The sequence below is a fragment of the Vibrio sp. D173a genome, from assembly GCF_030248475.1.
In genome coordinates this window covers 1-18,317 of sequence record NZ_JAHGAH010000115.1, presented here as the reverse complement: position 1 = coordinate 18,317, position 18,317 = coordinate 1, and the positions used below count along the sequence as shown (strand labels likewise).

General features: G+C 47.3%; 19 protein-coding genes. 7 read left to right on the top strand and 12 right to left on the bottom strand.

From position 1 onward, the window contains the following. Positions 1–52 precede the first annotated feature (52 nt). The 4 genes from KIV40_RS13000 (at position 53) to cysQ (ending at position 3,077) form a co-directional block, all read left to right on the top strand. On the top strand, positions 53–778 hold the full coding sequence (locus KIV40_RS13000; protein ID WP_285349577.1) for a ComF family protein: 726 nt from the start codon (positions 53–55) through the stop codon (positions 776–778). 97 nt (positions 779–875) lie between these two features. Then, positions 876–1,460, top strand: a complete 585-nt coding sequence (gene nfuA, locus KIV40_RS12995) for a Fe-S biogenesis protein NfuA (RefSeq protein WP_005430072.1) — start codon at positions 876–878, stop codon at positions 1,458–1,460. A 175-nt stretch (positions 1,461–1,635) separates the two neighbouring features. Continuing rightward, positions 1,636–2,202, top strand: coding sequence for an ADP compounds hydrolase NudE (gene nudE, locus KIV40_RS12990; RefSeq protein ID WP_005430103.1), 567 nt, complete (start codon positions 1,636–1,638; stop codon positions 2,200–2,202). 47 nt (positions 2,203–2,249) lie between these two features. After that, on the top strand, positions 2,250–3,077 hold the full coding sequence (gene cysQ / locus KIV40_RS12985) for a 3'(2'),5'-bisphosphate nucleotidase CysQ (protein WP_005430183.1): 828 nt from the start codon (positions 2,250–2,252) through the stop codon (positions 3,075–3,077). A gap of 289 nt (positions 3,078–3,366) precedes the next feature. Here the strand turns inward: cysQ and KIV40_RS12980 are convergent, their stop codons facing one another. From KIV40_RS12980 to gspC, 12 genes are read right to left on the bottom strand one after another with little or no spacing between them, the layout of a single operon-like run. Beyond that, complete coding sequence (locus KIV40_RS12980; protein ID WP_134977763.1) at positions 3,367–4,128, bottom strand: type II secretion system protein N; 762 nt, start codon at positions 4,126–4,128, stop codon at positions 3,367–3,369. 1 nt (position 4,129) lies between these two features. Continuing rightward, positions 4,130–4,621 carry a type II secretion system protein M gene (locus tag KIV40_RS12975; protein ID WP_285349589.1) on the bottom strand — a complete coding sequence of 164 codons (492 nt, stop codon included), beginning with the start codon at positions 4,619–4,621 and terminating at the stop codon, positions 4,130–4,132. Positions 4,622–4,628: 7 nt separating this feature from the next. Continuing rightward, entirely contained in the window at positions 4,629–5,831 is a 1,203-nt protein-coding gene (gspL, locus tag KIV40_RS12970; RefSeq protein WP_181145862.1) for a type II secretion system protein GspL, read from the bottom strand. Then, complete coding sequence (gene gspK / locus KIV40_RS12965; protein ID WP_285349574.1) at positions 5,800–6,810, bottom strand: type II secretion system minor pseudopilin GspK; 1,011 nt, start codon at positions 6,808–6,810, stop codon at positions 5,800–5,802. The genes gspL and gspK overlap by 32 nt, the downstream gene beginning before the upstream one ends. After that, positions 6,803–7,465 carry a type II secretion system minor pseudopilin GspJ gene (gene gspJ, locus KIV40_RS12960; RefSeq protein WP_285349573.1) on the bottom strand — a complete coding sequence of 221 codons (663 nt, stop codon included), beginning with the start codon at positions 7,463–7,465 and terminating at the stop codon, positions 6,803–6,805. Before gspJ ends, gspK begins: the two co-directional genes overlap by 8 nt. A gap of 22 nt (positions 7,466–7,487) precedes the next feature. Continuing rightward, positions 7,488–7,883, bottom strand: coding sequence for a type II secretion system minor pseudopilin GspI (gspI, locus tag KIV40_RS12955; protein ID WP_228175240.1), 396 nt, complete (start codon positions 7,881–7,883; stop codon positions 7,488–7,490). Further along, entirely contained in the window at positions 7,864–8,469 is a 606-nt protein-coding gene (locus KIV40_RS12950; protein ID WP_285349587.1) for a prepilin-type N-terminal cleavage/methylation domain-containing protein, read from the bottom strand. Before KIV40_RS12950 ends, gspI begins: the two co-directional genes overlap by 20 nt. A 31-nt stretch (positions 8,470–8,500) precedes the next feature. Continuing rightward, the gene (gspG, locus tag KIV40_RS12945) at positions 8,501–8,944 is read right to left on the bottom strand and encodes a type II secretion system major pseudopilin GspG (RefSeq protein ID WP_005430189.1); all 444 of its coding nucleotides are present in this window, start codon (positions 8,942–8,944) and stop codon (positions 8,501–8,503) included. Positions 8,945–9,004: 60 nt separating this feature from the next. Continuing rightward, positions 9,005–10,225: a type II secretion system inner membrane protein GspF gene (gspF, locus tag KIV40_RS12940; protein WP_005430086.1), complete on the bottom strand. Its 1,221-nt coding sequence runs from the start codon at positions 10,223–10,225 to the stop codon at positions 9,005–9,007. Further along, positions 10,225–11,727, bottom strand: a complete 1,503-nt coding sequence (gene gspE / locus KIV40_RS12935) for a type II secretion system ATPase GspE (RefSeq protein WP_005529089.1) — start codon at positions 11,725–11,727, stop codon at positions 10,225–10,227. Before gspE ends, gspF begins: the two co-directional genes overlap by 1 nt. Then, positions 11,720–13,762: a type II secretion system secretin GspD gene (gene gspD / locus KIV40_RS12930; protein WP_285349571.1), complete on the bottom strand. Its 2,043-nt coding sequence runs from the start codon at positions 13,760–13,762 to the stop codon at positions 11,720–11,722. The genes gspE and gspD overlap by 8 nt, the downstream gene beginning before the upstream one ends. 36 nt (positions 13,763–13,798) lie before the next feature. After that, entirely contained in the window at positions 13,799–14,722 is a 924-nt protein-coding gene (gene gspC / locus KIV40_RS12925; RefSeq protein WP_182053405.1) for a type II secretion system protein GspC, read from the bottom strand. 255 nt (positions 14,723–14,977) lie between these two features. Between gspC and hslR the strand changes: the two genes are divergently transcribed. From hslR to pckA, 3 genes are all read left to right on the top strand, one after another. Further along, positions 14,978–15,364 carry a ribosome-associated heat shock protein Hsp15 gene (gene hslR / locus KIV40_RS12920; protein ID WP_005430076.1) on the top strand — a complete coding sequence of 129 codons (387 nt, stop codon included), beginning with the start codon at positions 14,978–14,980 and terminating at the stop codon, positions 15,362–15,364. 31 nt (positions 15,365–15,395) lie between these two features. After that, a complete protein-coding gene (hslO, locus tag KIV40_RS12915; RefSeq protein WP_228175237.1) occupies positions 15,396–16,271 on the top strand; it encodes an Hsp33 family molecular chaperone HslO in 876 nt (291 codons plus the stop codon). Between the two features lie 338 nt (positions 16,272–16,609). Next, positions 16,610–18,238: a phosphoenolpyruvate carboxykinase (ATP) gene (gene pckA, locus KIV40_RS12910; protein ID WP_285349569.1), complete on the top strand. Its 1,629-nt coding sequence runs from the start codon at positions 16,610–16,612 to the stop codon at positions 18,236–18,238. The last annotated feature ends 79 nt before the right edge of the window (positions 18,239–18,317 follow it).

Sequence of the window (18,317 nt, the reverse complement as noted above, 5' to 3'; positions counted from 1 at the left end):
ACCACGCAATCCAAGCTTTAGTCTGGTGACTCTCTCACCTCGGATGGATTGTATGTTATCTCATCAATGGCAAAACATCATGCATCGCGTACTCAGTAGCCAATGCGGATTATGCCGATTTCCCATACCTCAACGCCAAACGCCCAACCTAATGCGTTGGTGTGATTGCTGTTTTGACCAACTCACACCAATTGAGCGCTGCGTACGTTGTGGTTTAAAAATAACAGGAGAGGAATCACAAGCCGCCACAGAGTGTGGAGAATGCCTGAAAGAGCCACCACCATGGCGGCGTTTGTATACCTTAGGGGATTATGACTTCCCGCTCTCTCAACAAGTACAGCGTTTTAAAGATCATGGCGAAATCTGGCATGTGGGCGCGCTCACTCAATTATTAGCAGAGCGAGTTGAGCAGCCTGCCCCAGTGATTACAAGTGTGCCCGTTCACTGGCAGCGCTTCTTAAAACGAGGTTTCAACCAGAGCCACATCTTGGCCAAACACCTCTCCCATCATTTAGATGTGCGCTATGAAAACAAGGTATTTAAACGCGTCAAAAACGTCCAATCACAACGAGGAAACAAAAAAGCCAGTCGCGAGCAAAATTTGCAAGGGGCATTTGCCCTACAAGGTGAGGTGGACTTTTCCCACGTCGCGATTGTGGATGATGTGGTTACAACAGGTAGTACGGTCCGACAATTATGTCATTTACTACTTGAAGTTGGCGTAGAAAGCATCGATATTTACTGCATCTGCAGAACTCCTGCGCCCGGTTCGCTCTAGATCGCTTCGCCATGTCTTAGCATCAAAAAGACTAGACCGAGGCGGTAACAGGAGTAGAATAGCAGCAATAGCCTACAAATTTACTCAGGTATTCGTCGTGTCAAATATTACTATTACAGAAACTGCGCAAACGCATTTCGCCAACCTTTTAGGCCAACAACCTGAAGGTACTAACATCCGAGTTTTCGTTGTTAACCCAGGAACCCAAAACGCAGAGTGTGGCGTATCTTACTGCCCACCAGAAGCGGTTGAAGGCACTGACACAGAAATCCCTTACAGCGGTTTCTCGGCATTCATTGACGAGCTAAGCCTACCGTTTCTAGAAGACGCTGAAATCGACTTTGTGACAGACAAAATGGGCTCTCAGCTAACGCTAAAAGCGCCAAACGCAAAAATGCGTAAAGTGTCTGACGATGCACCGCTTGTAGAGCGTGTTGAGTACGTGATCCAAACTCAAGTGAACCCGCAACTTGCAGGTCACGGTGGTCACGTAAACCTAGTTGAAATCACGGACGATGGTATTGCTATCGTTGCATTTGGCGGTGGTTGTAACGGCTGTTCAATGGTCGATGTGACACTAAAAGAAGGCATTGAAAAAGAGCTTCTTAATCAATTCGTTGGTGAACTGACAGCAGTTCGCGATGCAACTGAGCACGATCGTGGTGATCACTCTTACTACTAAGTCGTTCATGGCTTGCTAGTAATGCATATCGACGAGAAATGGGAGGCGTTTGCCTCCCATTTTTGTTTTCAATTGAGTTAAGCTGAATCATCATGCTAGAAACTCGAGCTTTCTTCTCATATATTAAGAAATCTCATTTCCCTCGATGAGTTAACGATACTAAGGAGCCAGCGTTATGTCGAAAAGGACCCCACCAGAGATTCTCTCTTGTCAGACGGTCGCACAATCTAAGCTGTTTGCTGTGGAAGCCCTCGACCTTCGCTTCTCTAATGGCGAACTGCGTACTTATGAACGCATGAAACCAAGTGGTCGCGATGCCGTGATGGTTGTGCCTGTCACTGAGCAAGGTGACTTACTGTTAGTACGCGAGTACGCGGCAGGCACAGAACGCTACGAACTGGGCTTTCCGAAAGGTCTTATCGACCCAGGAGAGACACCATTACAAGCGGCCGATCGAGAGTTAAAAGAAGAAATTGGTTTCGGCTCTCATGAGCTAACGCCATTAAAACAGGTGATCCTTGCACCTTCTTACTTCTCCAGCAAAATGACGCTGTTCTTAGGACAGAGCCTATACCCTGAGAAACAAGAAGGTGACGAGCCAGAACCATTAGAAATCGTTCGCTGGCCATTAGCGCAAGCGGAAGAACTATTAACGCACTTAGATTTTTGTGAAGCACGAAGTATCACAGCGTTGATGTTGGCACTGAAACACTTACAAAACACCACTCACAAACAAAACTAATCGCAGCCGAAGAGCTGGACCATAATTGTGAGAAAGGACCATTACTTATGCCAATGACAAAAGATTTATCTCACCTGCTCCCGCAAGTCATCGAAATTGCTCGCAGCGCGGGACAATTGATTCTCGATATTTACGAGAAAAAGCAGTACGAAGCTTACACCAAAAGTGACGAGACCCCAGTCACCAGTGCTGATATCGCAGCGCACAAGCTGATCACCGAGCGTTTAAGCGAGCTTACGCCAGATATCCCCGTGCTTTCTGAAGAAGCCGCGGACATCAGCTTAGAGCAACGTGCGCAATGGGAACGCTACTGGCTGGTTGACCCACTTGATGGTACACAAGAGTTCATCGCGCGCAGCGGTGACTTCGCGACCATTATCGCCCTTATCGACAACAACAAGCCAACCATGGGTGTGGTTTACGGTCCGGTTTCTGGCGTGACTTATTATGCTTACAACGGCAAGGGCGCGTGGAAGATTCCAGACATGTCTGAGAGCGTGAAAATCCACACTCACAAACATGAACAACCTGGGCAAAACATCGCTATCGCAATCAGCCGTCGCCAAGACATCAACCGCATCACGAGCCGCATGAGTAGCGCTTGGAACTATGATTTAATTCCACTCGGCTCTGCCGCACTTAAAGCCTGCCTTGTCGCTGAAGGTGCAGTGGACTGTTACTTACGTCTAGGTCCAACTGGCGAGTGGGATACCGCTGCTACACAATGCATTGTAGAAGAAGCGGGCGGACGAATTCTTAGTACGCAACTTGAACCGCTGTCTTACAATGAGCGTGAGACGTTGGAGAACCCGAACTTCATCGTACTGGGTGACGCGGATTTGCCATGGGATGAGATTCTCCAGCGCAAAGATTAACCCCAATCCAATCAGCCCCATTGCTAGATTTTAAAGGCCACGAATCGAGTTCGTGGCCTTTCTTTTTTCTTCTTGTACAGCGATATAAGTATTTGGCCTACTATGATCTAAATGCTTCCTTAGCTGTACACACTTAAATTATTCAATTAAAAATCAACAACTTAATCAAAAACCTATAATCAGCTGGATTTATTGTACAGCGAATAGAGGGTTTGGCCTACCATGACCCAAAAGCAAAAAGAGCTGCACACTGGCAGCTCTTTGATAATGTTCTGAATGACAGATTTGGCTAGAAACGCCCTTTGTAATCAAACTCGTATTGCCCTTGAGCGTTTGGATTACCTAGCCATTTCAGCTGGTCACTCATACCTGATGGGAACTCTGCTCCTGGCTTAAACCACGCTTTGGTAGAATAACGTTGATTTGGCATTAGCTCAGCAGAAAACGCCGCCGATACTTGCTTGCTCTTTTGCTCACCCGATGCCGAAAGCACGCTGTCTTTACAGTTTAAATCAGCAATGACGGGGCCTAGTTCAAGACTGCCAAGTGGGCTTTGAATACCACTTGCGCTCCAAACTAGCGTGCCTTCAGCCGTCTTACACCAAGGTGCCGCATACGTCGCATGACGGATGTTCAACTCAAGCTGCCCATCCACACCAACAGGTACGGGAAGGCGAGCTTGCTCCACCACTTTGGCCGCTGGAATCGACGCAACTAAGTTTTCTGCGTATGGACCGCTGGTAAGACTGTAGCCAACCAAGCCACGTCCACGCACGTCCATATCGCTCCCACGACCAAAACGTACCGCGAATTCTGCTTTACCAGTAAATAGGCCAGAAAGTTGGAAGTCCCAGTTCACTTCACCTAAGTTTTGACGCTGCCAACGCACATTGGATGCACTGCCTTGCCAAACCGTGCCTTGCGCACCTTGAATATCCAAACCTTTTACCGTCGGCACTTGTTGCAATACCCAAGAGATTGGCAAGCCAGCGATCAAACTGGTCGAGAAAAAGGCAATAAAAATCACCACATAAAGAACAGCTTTCTTCACCTTAACCTCGCTTAAATTGCAGGCGGTTTACGTCAATCATACCGGCTTGGTCGGTACGGTCGATGTCTAGGAATTCCACCTCAATCCCTTGTTGTTCTTTTAGATAACGCAACCAATCCACCATCTGGTTAAACGCCAATGGTTTGATCCACACTTGGACACTGTCATTACGCGGCTGTACGCGAATGAGCTCAACTTTGTAACGGCGAGCCGATGAGGAGACTACTTGGTTCAATGGTTGATTAGAGAAGCTGACACCACCGCTTTTACGTAGTGCGGTAATATCATCGGCTTTGTTTTGCACCCACATTAATAGCTGCTTTTCACTTTGAATTCGAGATTGCGCTAGCTCTGCACGTTTATTCATTGGCTGCAAGATGCCCCAATAAATGATACCTAGCACAGCAATTGCGCCACAGCCCATCACCAAACGTTGTTCACGCTGTGAGATGCTACTCCACCAAGTTTGAGCTTGTGCGATTAAGTTTTTCATCATCACCTCACTGACGCTTCAACACGAAGCTGCCCATCACAACATTGCCGTTGCGGTTCAGCTGACCTTGTTCAACGTTAAACTTCTCTGCCAATTTCACACGAGCTTGCTCGAATGGCTGGAAGTCAGAGCTGCTCGCTTGAATACGAACTTCGCCACGTTGACCATCATATTTGAAGCTAGTGATCTGAAGATCATTAACCTGACCTAATGTCGAAGGCAGTGCAGCAATCCAAGATAGCATCGCCACATCACTCGAGCCACCAGATAGACGACGCTCTTCATCGGTCATCTGACGCTTCAAGTAACTAACGGTAGGTATGCGTTTTTTATTCGGGAAAACTTGGCGGAAGATGCGCTCACTCTCTTCACGATACGCTTGGGCCTGTGCTTCGTACTTATGCACCATCAACAACTGCTGACCAACCAACACGACAAGTAATACACCCGCAGCAATCGCGGCCTTTTGCCAAACCTTAACGTACTTACCCCAAGAGGATTTTGGCTTGAAAGAACCGGTCAGTAGATTGACCTTGCTTTCTGTCGCTCCTTTCGCCAGAAGTGCCATCGCCATTTCTTCTGGCTTGGCGACCCAGATATCTGACACTGCAGATTCAGGCACAGAGCTGTAGCAATCGAGCTTCCAGCCTTCATGGCTTTGTAAGTAAGAAGATAAGTACAGGTCAAGCCAAGATGCATCGACAACCGCACCTTGAGTTTGAGAATGACGAATCAGCCATTGCTCACCCAATTGGGCGGCAGAACTGCTTTCCTCATCAACAGGCATCGCCAGAACATCAGGCAGCATGCGCTTGATAACAAGGCCTTGGCTGGAGAAACGCTGCAAAATGGTTTGAATCCAAGCACGCTCGACAGCACACACTTGTGCTGCTTCCGCTTGCTTGTCTAATACTGTGAAATGCAGGCTGTCCACGTCTTGCGCGACTTCATCTTCCACCAAATAAGGCAGCATGCTATCAAACTGACGCGCAGCACCTGGTGGAATATCCACTTTTGTTAACACAACATCATTACTCGCCAGTAGCGCCACAATTTGTCGCTGATCGGCGTAAGCAACCAGTTCGTCCAGATGTTCCCATCCGGCAAGCTCACCACTGGCAATCACTTCTTGCTGTTGTGTCGACCATACCAACCATGGAATGGTACTTTGTTGTTCGCTACTCAGCCGAACGGTCAGAAACTCGCTCACTGATTCCTCCAAAACGACGGCGAACGACAGTCACCGTTTCTCTATCTGTACTTTGTAAAAGGCTACGGAGGCGTACTCGGGATTCATCCACCAGTACTTGAACATCCAGCTCAAAGAAAGCGCTGTCGACTCCTAAGTAACCTTTGGCATTTTTCTTTACGTCATCGCTTAAGCCAGCTAATTCTGACTCAGACAAAAATTCATCTACGCTGTCCCAACCATCAAAAGGACGCTTTTCTATCAATTGCACCGCATCGCTGCTGCTAAGGCCCGGCGTAAACATTGCCACCAAAATAGGCGCTTGTTCGACTTCAATGGTATTGATGTTCAAGCGCCAGTCATCGCTAGGGAGCGCACAAACCATTGGGGCTATCTTCTGGTAGATATCGCCACTCACTTGGTAAACCGCACGTAACTCACTCGCATCCGCCATCCAACCATTTGGTGGTAAGTATTGCGGTTTCATTGCTTCATAAGTGCTGTCTTCAACACCAGCCGTAGAACGTAACGTGCTGTCACTATCGACATATTCCCAAGTCGAGTCTGCAATCACTTCAGCTTGATAAGGTTCAACGTCTTTCTCTTCCATCAATCGTTGGAAGACTTGTACTAAGTATGGACGATTTGTTGAATCCCCGGAGGGTTGTACACTCGCTAACACGTTCAAATTGAAGCAGGCTTGTTTATCGATGATGCGGCCAGCGGCTTGACCATAATCCAACGGGTAGACCTGCTCTTTTATCGCCCAAGGCTGACTTAAGTTGATGTTATCGTCGTCTTCATAGCTCTGTTCGATACCAATCTCAGCCAACGCTTCTACCCCCAAGCTATACCAGTAAGCTTGTTGATAATTAATTTGATTCGAACCACGCTGAAACTGCAGAAACAATCGCTCTGACATGCTTGCGGCTATCGTGGTCATGATGGCAAGTAACATCAGCACGATAAGGAGCGCGACCCCACGTTGACGATTAGCCATTACTGCCTCCTGATGAATTACCACCACCAGAGTTATCTTGACTACTTGATACCAGTTTTCCATTTGGTGTCAGGTAAGTACGAGAGATCTCACCGTAGTCTTTCAGCTTCAATACCACAGACACAGCTTTAGGTAACTCACTGCCGTTTTCCCACTTTTTCTTCCACGACTTTCCATCAAAGAAGCGCATATCGAACTCTTCGACATTGGTAAGCAATGACGTCACAATACCTTCTTGCCCTGTTGGCGTATCTGGGTAGCGCCACCACACACGTTGCAGTACTTCATCTTTAATGCGATAGCCCACTTTCGTGACTTCACCACGTGGAAATTGCTGTCGTGGGTTGTGCCAACCCAAACGCGCGAACAGCACGCCTTTCGTATCCGAATCCAACAGGTATTCTGACCAAAAAAGCAGCTGCTTTGATGGCTCTTCGCCATTGTTGCGAACATGGCGCATGGCCATCTGACGGAAGTCACTATCCATCATCACCATCGCACGCTGCAGTTCATTCAAGCGTTGAGTACGTTCTTGCGACAGAACATTACTGCGCTGCACTTGCGATACGACTTGGTAAGCGGCCACGCTCATGCTGGCAAAAATCGCAATCGAAACCAGTACCTCAATCAAGGTAAAACCTCGATTTGATTTCATTGTTGGCGCCTTATATCGCTTATTACTCAGCAACATAACTTCTCACCGTGACCACAGGGCTCGCTTCTTTCTCAGTTGCGACGCTGACATCAAATGCTTTCAGCAATGGCTGCACAGTGGCAACAGGAGTGACCTTCCAATACCAAGTACGCCCTGCCAACTCTTCAGTGCCTTTTGTAGCTTTGAGTTTTTCCGTCGAGAGCATCACATTGGCCATTTGGTTATCCACAACCATGGCTGCAAACATTTTTTCTTCTAAATAACTGACGGTATTGATGTGCTGGCTCACGGAGCGAATCACACTGATCGCAGCAGTAGCAAAAATCGCCAGTGCGACTAGCACCTCAAGTAGCGTCATACCTCGAGCATTGCGGTGCGATGAACCAATACGGCTTGGCTTAGAATATTGAGTTGTCATCGTCTTCCGCTTCTTCTCCAGGTGCTAACAATCTGATTTCACCTGTTTCTTTGCCAATGATTCGCCAGCCATCATTGAACGCATCCCCTTCTTCAGGAAAGAAAGATAAGGTGAATGGCGTAATTTCAGCACTTGATAAAATGAACACTTGAGGTGGTTTCACTTTCTTCTTTTTCTTGTCCTCCAGCTCGGCAAACATGTCTTCATCAAACAGCGAGCCGGGCTCGAACAATCGGTCATCGTCACCCCAGGCGCCACCGCCTAATTCCAATTGCACTGAGATATCCCCTTCGAGCTTTGTATCGCTTGGGATTTGCTTTAACTCAAGTGGTTGCCAACCGTCTTGGGTCAGGCTCAACAAAGTGTAGGTAGATTTAACGTCATCAACACGTAAGCCAAAGTCTTTACCACTTAGTACCGCTTCTTCATTAAGCAGCTGTAGGCGCTGGAAAAAGCTTTGAGCATATTGTTTGGAAAGGTCTTTTTGACTGGTAGGCAAGGTAGCGATCACCGCAACGGCGGTAAGAGATAACAAAACCAGCACCAATAGAATTTCTATCAATGTAAAACCGAGATGTTTTTGCATTTTCTTCATTAGTGCTGGTTTAAGTTAGAGCTTATTGGAAATCTTGCATGTTCCAGTTGCCGATATCCGATGCAGGACCTTCACCGCCCTCTTGGCCATCCGCGCCTAAAGTAAAGATATCAATCGTGCCATTGTCACCAGGGCTCAGGTATTGGTACTCATTGCCCCATGGATCAGATGGTAGACGCTTGATGTAACCACCATCGCGGTAGTTGCGTGGCTCTGGGTTAGAGGGCTTGTTCACTAACGCATCTAGACCTTGGTCCGTTGTTGGGTAAACGCTGTTATCCAGCTTGTACATGTCCAACGCATTCTCCAACGCCACGATGTCAGTAATGGCTTTTTGTTGGTCTGCTTTTTCTTTGTTGCCTAGTAGGTTAGGAACAACCACACTTGCCAAAATACCTAGGATAACCACAACAACCATCACTTCTAGAAGTGTAAAGCCTTGTTGTTTACTGCGTTTAAATTTCATTATTTTCTCCGAAAGTTAGATTCAAGCCATGTCATTAGTAGACACGACTTAACTCGAATTTTATCCGCTCATCAAGTTATTCATTTCCAACATTGGCATCAATGTCGCCATTACAATGAAAAGAACGAGACCAGCCATCAATGCTATCAGCACTGGAGTGAAGATCCCTAAGGCGATATTCACTGTAGATTCAAAGTTTTGGTCTTGGTTGTCCGCTGCACGTGTCAACATGCTTTCAAGCTCACCACTCTGCTCACCACTGGAAATCATGTGTAGCATCATTGGTGGAAATAAGCGAGTTTGGTCGAGCGCTTTACGCAGACTTGCCCCTTCACGCACGTTGTCTGCCGCCACTAACACTTGTTGTTTTACATAACGGTTCGACATAACGTCAACTGCAACACGCATGCCTTCAAGAATAGGAATCGCACTTGAAGTACAAATCGATAAGGTGCGAGCAAATCGTGAGGTATTCAGACCGCGAGAAATCTTACCAATCAGCGGTAAGCTAAGAATTTTTTGGTCCCAAGCCAAGCGAAAATTTGGTTTCTGTAATGCCAGTTTTAAACCGTAAAAGAACACCACAAAGACAACGAAAATGATTAAGCCCCATTCTTGGACAAACTCACTCGCAGACAATAGCATTTGCGTCGACTGTGGTAGCTCTTGCCCCATTTGAATGATTGGCTCAATGATTTTCGGCACCACTGAAGAAAGCAGCAATGACACAATGCCCACCGCAAACACCACCAGCACAACTGGGTAAATCATGGCTTGAAGCAGTTTAGAGCGCATCTTCTGACGGTTTTCTACATAATCCGCCAAACGCTCTAGTACCGCATCTAAGTGACCGGACTTTTCACCAGCCGCCACCATAGATCGAAATAGTTCGTCAAACACATGTGGGTAATCACCCAAACTGTCTGCCAGAGGGTAACCCTCGGTGACTTTTGAGCGCACGGCCGCAATCATCGAGCGAATGCGTGGTTTTTCAGCCTGCTCTGAAACGGCTTTCAAACACTCTTCCAATGGCATGCCAGATTGCACAAGCGTTGATAGCTGACGCGTAATTAGGGCGAGCTCTGCGGTTTTAATACCACGTTTGAATCCAACTGATGCACCTGAAGACTTCGCAGCTTTGGCTTTGGCTTCCATCACCTCTACAGGGATCATGCCCTGTTCTTTTAGGCGTTGGCGCACTTGACGAGCATTATCCCCTTCAATGGTGCCTTTCTTTTGTTTGCCTTTCGCGTCTAGCGCTTTGTATTCAAATGCTGCCATTACGCTTCCTTGGTCACTCGCATCACCTCTTCAAGAGAAGTGATACCACGACTGACTTTGCTTAGGCCATCGCTGCGAATGCTTGGCGAGTGTGCTCGTACGGCTTTTTCAATTTCTTGTTCACCCGCTTCACTGTGGATCAGTTCTTGAACTTTCTCATCCACCATTAGAAGTTCGTGAATACCAGTACGACCGCGGTAACCTTTTTGGTTACACACTTCACACCCTTTTGCTCGATGCAGAACCAGCGATTCGTGCTCTTCCAGACCGAATAATTTCTTCTGTTCTTTATCCGCTTCGTATGGCTCTTTACAGTCAGAACAAAGGGTTCGAACTAGGCGCTGTGCTAACACGCCCAATAGCGAAGAAGAGATCAGGAAAGGTTCAATACCCATATCGCGCAGTCGAGTAATAGCACCCACAGCCGTGTTGGTGTGTAGTGTCGACATAACCAAGTGACCAGTCAAAGAGGCTTGCACCGCAATCTGTGCTGTCTCTAAGTCACGGATCTCACCGACCATCACTACATCCGGGTCTTGACGAAGAATCGCACGCAGACCTCGCGCAAAGGTCATATCAACCTTAGGGTTTACCTGTGTTTGGCCGATGCCATCAATATCGAATTCGATAGGATCTTCAACAGTCAGAATGTTGCGTTCATTGCTGTTGATCTCTTGCAAGCCCGCGTACAAGGTCGTCGACTTACCCGAACCTGTCGGACCGGTCACCAAGATGATGCCGTGAGGACGACCAATCAAGTGACGGAAGTTGTCATGCACTGAAGGCGTCATACCCAAACTATGCAGATCAAGACGAGTGGCGTTCTTGTCCAGTAGACGCATTACCACACGCTCACCATGCGATGAAGGCATGGTCGATACACGCACGTCCACCGCACGACCACCGATACGCAGTGAAATACGACCATCTTGAGGTACGCGTTTTTCCGCAATATCCAGCTTCGCCATGACCTTCACACGAGAAACTAGCAAAGGTGCTAGCTTGCGGCTCGGGGTTAAGACTTCACGCAATACACCATCGACACGGAAACGAATTGACAGGGTTTTCTCGAACGTCTCAATATGGATATCCGACGCCCCTTCTTTGATCGCTTCACCCAACATGGCGTTAATCAATTTGATGATTGGCGCATCATCTTCCGATTCCAACAAATCTTCGTCGTGAGGCAGCTCTTCTGCTAATGAGAAGAAGTCATCGCTGTCTGCGCCAATGTCTTCCATCAACTGACGGGCTTCAGAAGAATCACGTTGATAAGCTTCAGTGAGCTTTTTATCGAACGCTTCTTTGTCCATCACTTGAGGAATAAAGTCTTGTTTCAGTACTCGACGTACTTCAACCAGAGCCGCAGGGTTTAGCGGCTCGACGTAATACAGGATTGGAGGGCGCTCAGGGTGCTCCGTCTCCAATACCAGTTTAAAGCGGTTGGCAAAACTGAATGGCAGACGGCGCATGCTTGGCGCTGTGTCTAACATATCAACCATCATTCTTTACCATCTGATCAATGAACGCTTGGATTTCAGCAGGGTGTTCACGCTCACGACCAAATTCAGGTATCACCGGAATATTGGAATCATCCATCAGTTTCAAACCCTCCTGCGCTTTGTATAGCTGCTCAGCACGCATAAAGTTGTATTTACGCTGAGTAATGCCATCTGCCGTCATGCCTTCACGAATAATCGTCGGTTTGATAAACACCATCAAGTTTCGCTTATAAGTTGAAGTGCTGGTTGATTTGAACAACTGTCCGATGACTGGGATATCACCTAGTAGTGGAACCTTTGACTCACTTTCTTGAGCCTGCTCGTCGACTAATCCCCCAAGCACTAGCATTTGACCGTCTTCAATCATTACTGATGTGTTGAGCTGACGCGTACCAAAACGAATGTCTACTGCACCATTTGCACCCAACACGTTAGACACTTCTTGTTCAATATTCAATTGAACTGAGTTCCCTTCGTTGATTTGAGGTACCACTTTCAGCTTAATACCGACCTCTTTACGTTCCACCGTTTGGAATGGGTTGTCGTTATTTGAGCCTGCCGTCGAGCCTGTAAGTACAGGTACTTCTTCACCGACAACAAACGACGCCTCGCCATTATCCATCACCGTAATACTCGGAGAGGAAAGAATATTTGAGTTGGTATCCGATGAGACAGCACTGATCAACGCGGTCCAGTCCCCCATCACAATACTCATCGCTGCACCATTAACGCCACTTAGTGCAGCTGCCAAAGTCGAATAATCCCCTTTTTCAGTGATCTGACGTTCAACATAATCATCAACCGCAAGTGGATTGCCAGGGTCGTATGTACGTTCTGTTCTTTCGGTATCCTTAGCTTCTTCTAAGCCAATCATCACACCGCCAATAGAAGTACCAGTATTGTTGTACTGAATCACTGCACCGGTTTCCAGGTTACCCCACTGAACGCCAAGTTGGATGCCGTCACTTTCTGACATCTCAACGATCAAAGCTTCGATCAGAACCTGCGCGCGGCGAATATCAAGCTGAGAAATAATGTCTTGCAGTGCCATCATGATATCTGGCGGAGCCGTCAAAACTAGCGAGTTAGTTGCTTCATGAGCGGCAATCACCACTTCACCACGTTGTGAACTTGATGCGCCTTTTTGACCTGCTTGCTTCTCAGCCTGTAGGTTGTCAGATACGCCTTTTAGTACATCAACTAGGTCTTCCGCTTTCGCGTACTTTAGGTAAACCACGCGGTTATTGCCTTTGGTCGCCATTTCAACGTCAAGTTGACGAATCAAACGCTTCAGGCGCGCACGAACTTTAGGGTCACCAGAAATCAGGATGGAGTTAGTACGCTCATCCGCTACGATTTTTGGCTCTAGGAATTCAGGTGTGCTCTTTTGGTTGGTCGTTTTGTTCAGGGCATCAACGATACGCACCATCTCAGAAGCAGACGCATTGCGCAGCTCTACGACTTCGATTTCTTTGTCGCCCGCTTGGTCAACGCGCTTGATGATTTCCGCTAGGCGGTTTACTACCGCAGCACGACCCGTGATCAAGATGATGTTAGCTGGATCGTAGTGCACCACGTTACCGGCACCTGCGTTATCAATAAGTTGACGCAGTAGCGGAGAAAGTTCACGAACCGACACATTTCGCACCGTAACCACACGGGTAATCACGCTGTCGCCTTGCGCACTGTCATCACCCAAAACTGGGATTGCTGAGGTTTTTGAATCTTTCGCTTTGATGACTTTCAACACACCATTGTCCATTTCGACAACGGCATAACCGTACACTTCCAGAACGTTCAAGAAGAAGCTGTAGTACTGCTTTTCGTTAAGAACGTCGTAACTACGTACGTCAATCTTACCGCGCACAGACGGGTCAACGATGATGGTCTTCTCTAGATTGCGACCAACAATATTGATGAATTCTTGAATATCAGTGCCTTTGAAGCTGGCACTAAACTCGTTCGCCATTGTACCCGGAGTGCAGAGTAGTGTCCCTGCAAGTAACCAAGTACTTTTGCTAAACCAATGTTTCACGTATGTCTCCCTGAACTTACGCAGCTTGCCTAAGTATTACAATTGGATATAGATGTCGTACTGTTGGCCATCGCGCTCAACAGTCAAATTCAGTTCTTGCGGATCGTTCATCACTTGCATCAGTTCTACTGAAGATGAAGGATCACTTAAATCGATCCCATTTAATTGCACCGCAATATCACCAGGTTTTAGACCGACATCATTAAACAACGCCGCATCACGACCTGGTGAGACGCGATAACCGACGATTCCTCCATCCTTTTTGACTGGAGAAATGTTGATGTACTTGAATACGCTTTGCGGGTCTTTGGAAATCTCCGCACGAATTTGGTCGACCTTCTCGCTCACCGCTGATGATTTATCCGCTTTGACCGCTTGGGGGCGGGCAGCTGGACGTGTTTCAGACAGTTTGCTGTACTCGATACCTTCGAGCATTAGGGTTTCATCACGACCTTGGTTGTCGATGATCACACGATCAACCAATACCGCTTTTAATTCTGCACGTGTGCCGTCAATTTCTTCGCCGATACCATAAGTGGCTTGCTTACCTCGATTAGCGATCACCGCTAGGCTCGTTTTTGCGTTGCTGCTCGCAACTGCACCAACAAGTGTTAGGTTTAAGCGAGTTTTAGGCGCATCTTGCACGACAGGCTGTTCTACTACGACCGGCTTTTGCTCGGTGTACTTTCCGAACAAGTTCGCATTTTGAAGGGCATTGAAATCAATCGCGTCCTTTTTATTCGTAGACGCAACAGCACCTGCTGATGGCTTCCATTGAGTCACATCAGAAGTTTGAGGCATTGCTAGCCACACCACTTTACCCAATATCCAACCGGTCATTGCTATGAATAGACAAGTTAAGAACAAACTGAGTTTCGCTTGTATGGTGTGATTGTTGGACTTAATCTGAGCCAGTAGCGGGCTGCTTGCTAATCCTGCACTTAGCTCTAAACGCTTCACTGAATTGATTCCTTTATTCTGACGTCGGTCGACCTTAAGTATAAGTAGAGAGTGTCGACTCTATCTTGCTAAATTTTCAATAAAATTACTACTCAACAAAGAGCAGTGAACTATATCACAAGTTCCTTTTCATGCCTTTTTCTTATGCAGTTTTTGCCAACTCCCTTGAAAAAAAACAGCCTTGGCTCCATCTGTAGGTGAATAATCCACCAGTCACTGCCTTATTATTGCAGTGGTTAGATAGTGTAGAGTCGTATGAGTTCCGCAAATGAAGCCGTAAGGCTAGATAAATGGCTATGGGCTGCCAGATTTTATAAAACCCGCTCCATCGCACGCAATATGGTCGATGGCGGTAAAGTCCACTATAATGGGCAACGAAGCAAACCAAGCAAAATCGTTGAGTTGGGCGCTGAGATTCGTCTTCGCCAAGGTAATGAAGAGAAGACGGTGATTATCGAGAAAATCTCTGATCGTCGCATGGGCGCACCAATCGCTCAAACGCTCTATCGTGAAACTGACGAAAGCGTCAGCCAACGCGAAGAGTTCGCGAAACAGCGTAAACTCAACGCCCACAACCCAAGTCCGGAACGCCGCCCAGATAAGAAGCAGCGCCGTGACATCATTAAGTTCAAACACCAATAAAAGCCGGAATTACCGACGAGGAAAGCACTCCATGGCAAATAATGTTTTAAACCGCTACCTATTCGAAGATCTTTCAGTACGTGGCGAGTTGGTTCAATTGGATGAAGCATACCAACGTATTATCTCCAGCAAGGAATATCCGGCAGCACTGCAAAAACTGTTGGGTGAGCTACTCGTTTCAACCACTCTTTTAACGGCAACTTTGAAGTTCGAAGGCTCAATCACTATCCAACTACAAGGTGATGGTCCTGTATCACTGGCTGTAATCAATGGCGATCACGATCAGAAGATCCGTGGCGTTGCACGTTGGGAAGGCGACATTGCGGATGACGCAAGCCTGCACGACATGATGGGTAAAGGCTACCTAGTGATCACTATCGAGCCGAAGAGAGGCGAACGTTACCAAGGTGTCGTTGGCCTAGAAGGTGAAACACTGGCTGACGTTATCGAAGGCTACTTCGCAAACTCAGAGCAGTTGAAGACGCGCCTGTGGATCCGTACTGGTGAACACGAAGGTAAAGCTCACGCAGCAGGCATGATGATTCAGGTAATGCCGGACGGCACGGGTACACCCGAAGACTTCGAGCACCTAGAGCAATTAACAGCAACCGTGAAGAACGAAGAACTGTTCACTCTACCTGCAAACGAACTGCTTTACCGCTTGTACAACCAAGATTCTGTTCGTCTATACGAACCGCAACCAGTGGAGTTCCACTGTGGCTGTTCTCGTGAACGTAGTGGTGCAGCGATCATTACCGTTGAGCGTGCTGAAATCAATGACATTTTAGCGGAAGAAGGATCAGTTTCTTTACATTGTGATTACTGTGGCACGTCATATTCGTTTGACGAAGCGGAGATCACTGAGCTCTATGCACAAGCTGCTCCAGAGAAGAAAACACTGCATTAATTTTCATAGCTTAACAAGCTTGTAATTTACCCTTCAAAAGGCCAGCATCATGCTGGCCTTTTTGTGATCAAACCCTCTAATTACCTAGCCTCAGACGTAATAAAGCAACCGCTTAATTTTAAATAATTAATAATTCTTTTCCCCTAGCGCAAAGGTTTGCGCCCACGATAAACTATTCGCACCAATATGTGACGGGCCACCTAAAACCTTACTTAAATCATGGGTATCTTTTGAGCTATATCCCTGTTTTATCCCCACCCCGTTGCTAGCATGGTGAGCAGATAAAAATTAAAACATTCTTACAAAATCCCTACAAAAAATCCTTATAAGGAGCACCTATGACCGTTATGGAACATACAAAGGCTGCAACAATTGATCTGACCAAACACGGACTGCATAACGTTAAAGAGGTTGTTCGCAACCCAAGCTACGAAATGCTGTTTGAGGAAGAGACCCGTGCTGACCTAACAGGTTATGAACGTGGTGTGGTTACAGAACTCGGCGCGGTTGCCGTAGACACTGGTATCTTTACTGGTCGCTCACCAAAAGATAAGTACATTGTTAAAGATGCAACGACAGAAGAGCACATGTGGTGGACTTCTGACGCAGTGAAAAACGACAACAAACCAATCAACAAAGAAGTATGGGACGACCTAAAAGAGCTAGTGACCAACCAGCTTTCAGGTAAGCGTCTATTTGTGATTGACGGTTATTGTGGTGCAAACCCAGACACTCGTTTGAGCATTCGAGTGATCACCGAAGTAGCGTGGCAGGCGCACTTCGTGAAAAACATGTTCATCCGCCCAACAGAAGAAGAGTTGGCGACGTTTGAACCTGACTTCGTGGTAATGAACGGCGCGAAGTGCACGAACGACAAGTGGGAAGAACACGGTCTGAACTCTGAAAACTTTACTGTGTTCAACCTAACAGAGCGCATGCAACTGATCGGCGGTACTTGGTACGGCGGCGAAATGAAGAAAGGCATGTTCGCAATGATGAACTACTTCCTTCCGCTAAAAGACATCGCATCGATGCACTGTAGTGCAAACATGGGCGAAGAAGGCGACGTAGCGATTTTCTTCGGCCTGTCTGGCACAGGTAAAACTACCCTATCTACCGATCCTAAACGTGCACTGATTGGTGATGACGAGCACGGCTGGGACGACGACGGCGTATTCAACTTCGAAGGCGGCTGTTACGCGAAGACCATCAAACTATCGAAAGAAGCCGAGCCTGACATCTACAACGCAATCCGCCGCGATGCACTATTAGAGAACGTGACGGTTCGTAGCGATGGTTCTATCGACTTTGATGATGGCTCTAAGACTGAAAACACCCGCGTGTCTTACCCACTGCATCACATCGACAACATCGTGAAGCCAGTATCAAAAGGCGGTCACGCAAACAAAGTGATCTTCCTATCGGCTGATGCGTTCGGCGTGTTACCTCCGGTTTCAAAACTGACGCCTGAGCAAACTAAATACCACTTCCTGTCTGGCTTCACCGCTAAGCTAGCGGGTACAGAGCGTGGCATCACTGAGCCGACACCAACCTTCTCGGCGTGTTTTGGTGCAGCGTTCCTAACCCTACACCCAACTAAGTACGCTGAAGTGCTAGTGAAACGTATGGAAGCAGCAGGTGCAGAAGCTTACTTAGTGAACACGGGCTGGAATGGTAGCGGCAAACGTATCTCTATCAAAGATACACGAGGCATCATTGATGCAATCCTTGATGGCTCTATTGAAGATGCGAAAACCAAACACATTCCGATCTTCAACCTAGAAGTACCAACTTCACTTCCAGGCGTCGATCCAAGCATCCTTGACCCACGTGATACCTACGTTGACCCACTACAATGGGAAAGCAAAGCGAAAGACTTGGCAGAGCGCTTCATCAACAACTTTGATAAGTACACTGACAACGCAGAAGGTAAATCACTAGTGGCAGCAGGTCCTCAGCTGGATTAAGCCACTCACTAGACCTTGGTGACCTAGCTACAAAAACAATCTTCAAGCCCCTCCTTTGAGCTGTCTCTTATACACAAAT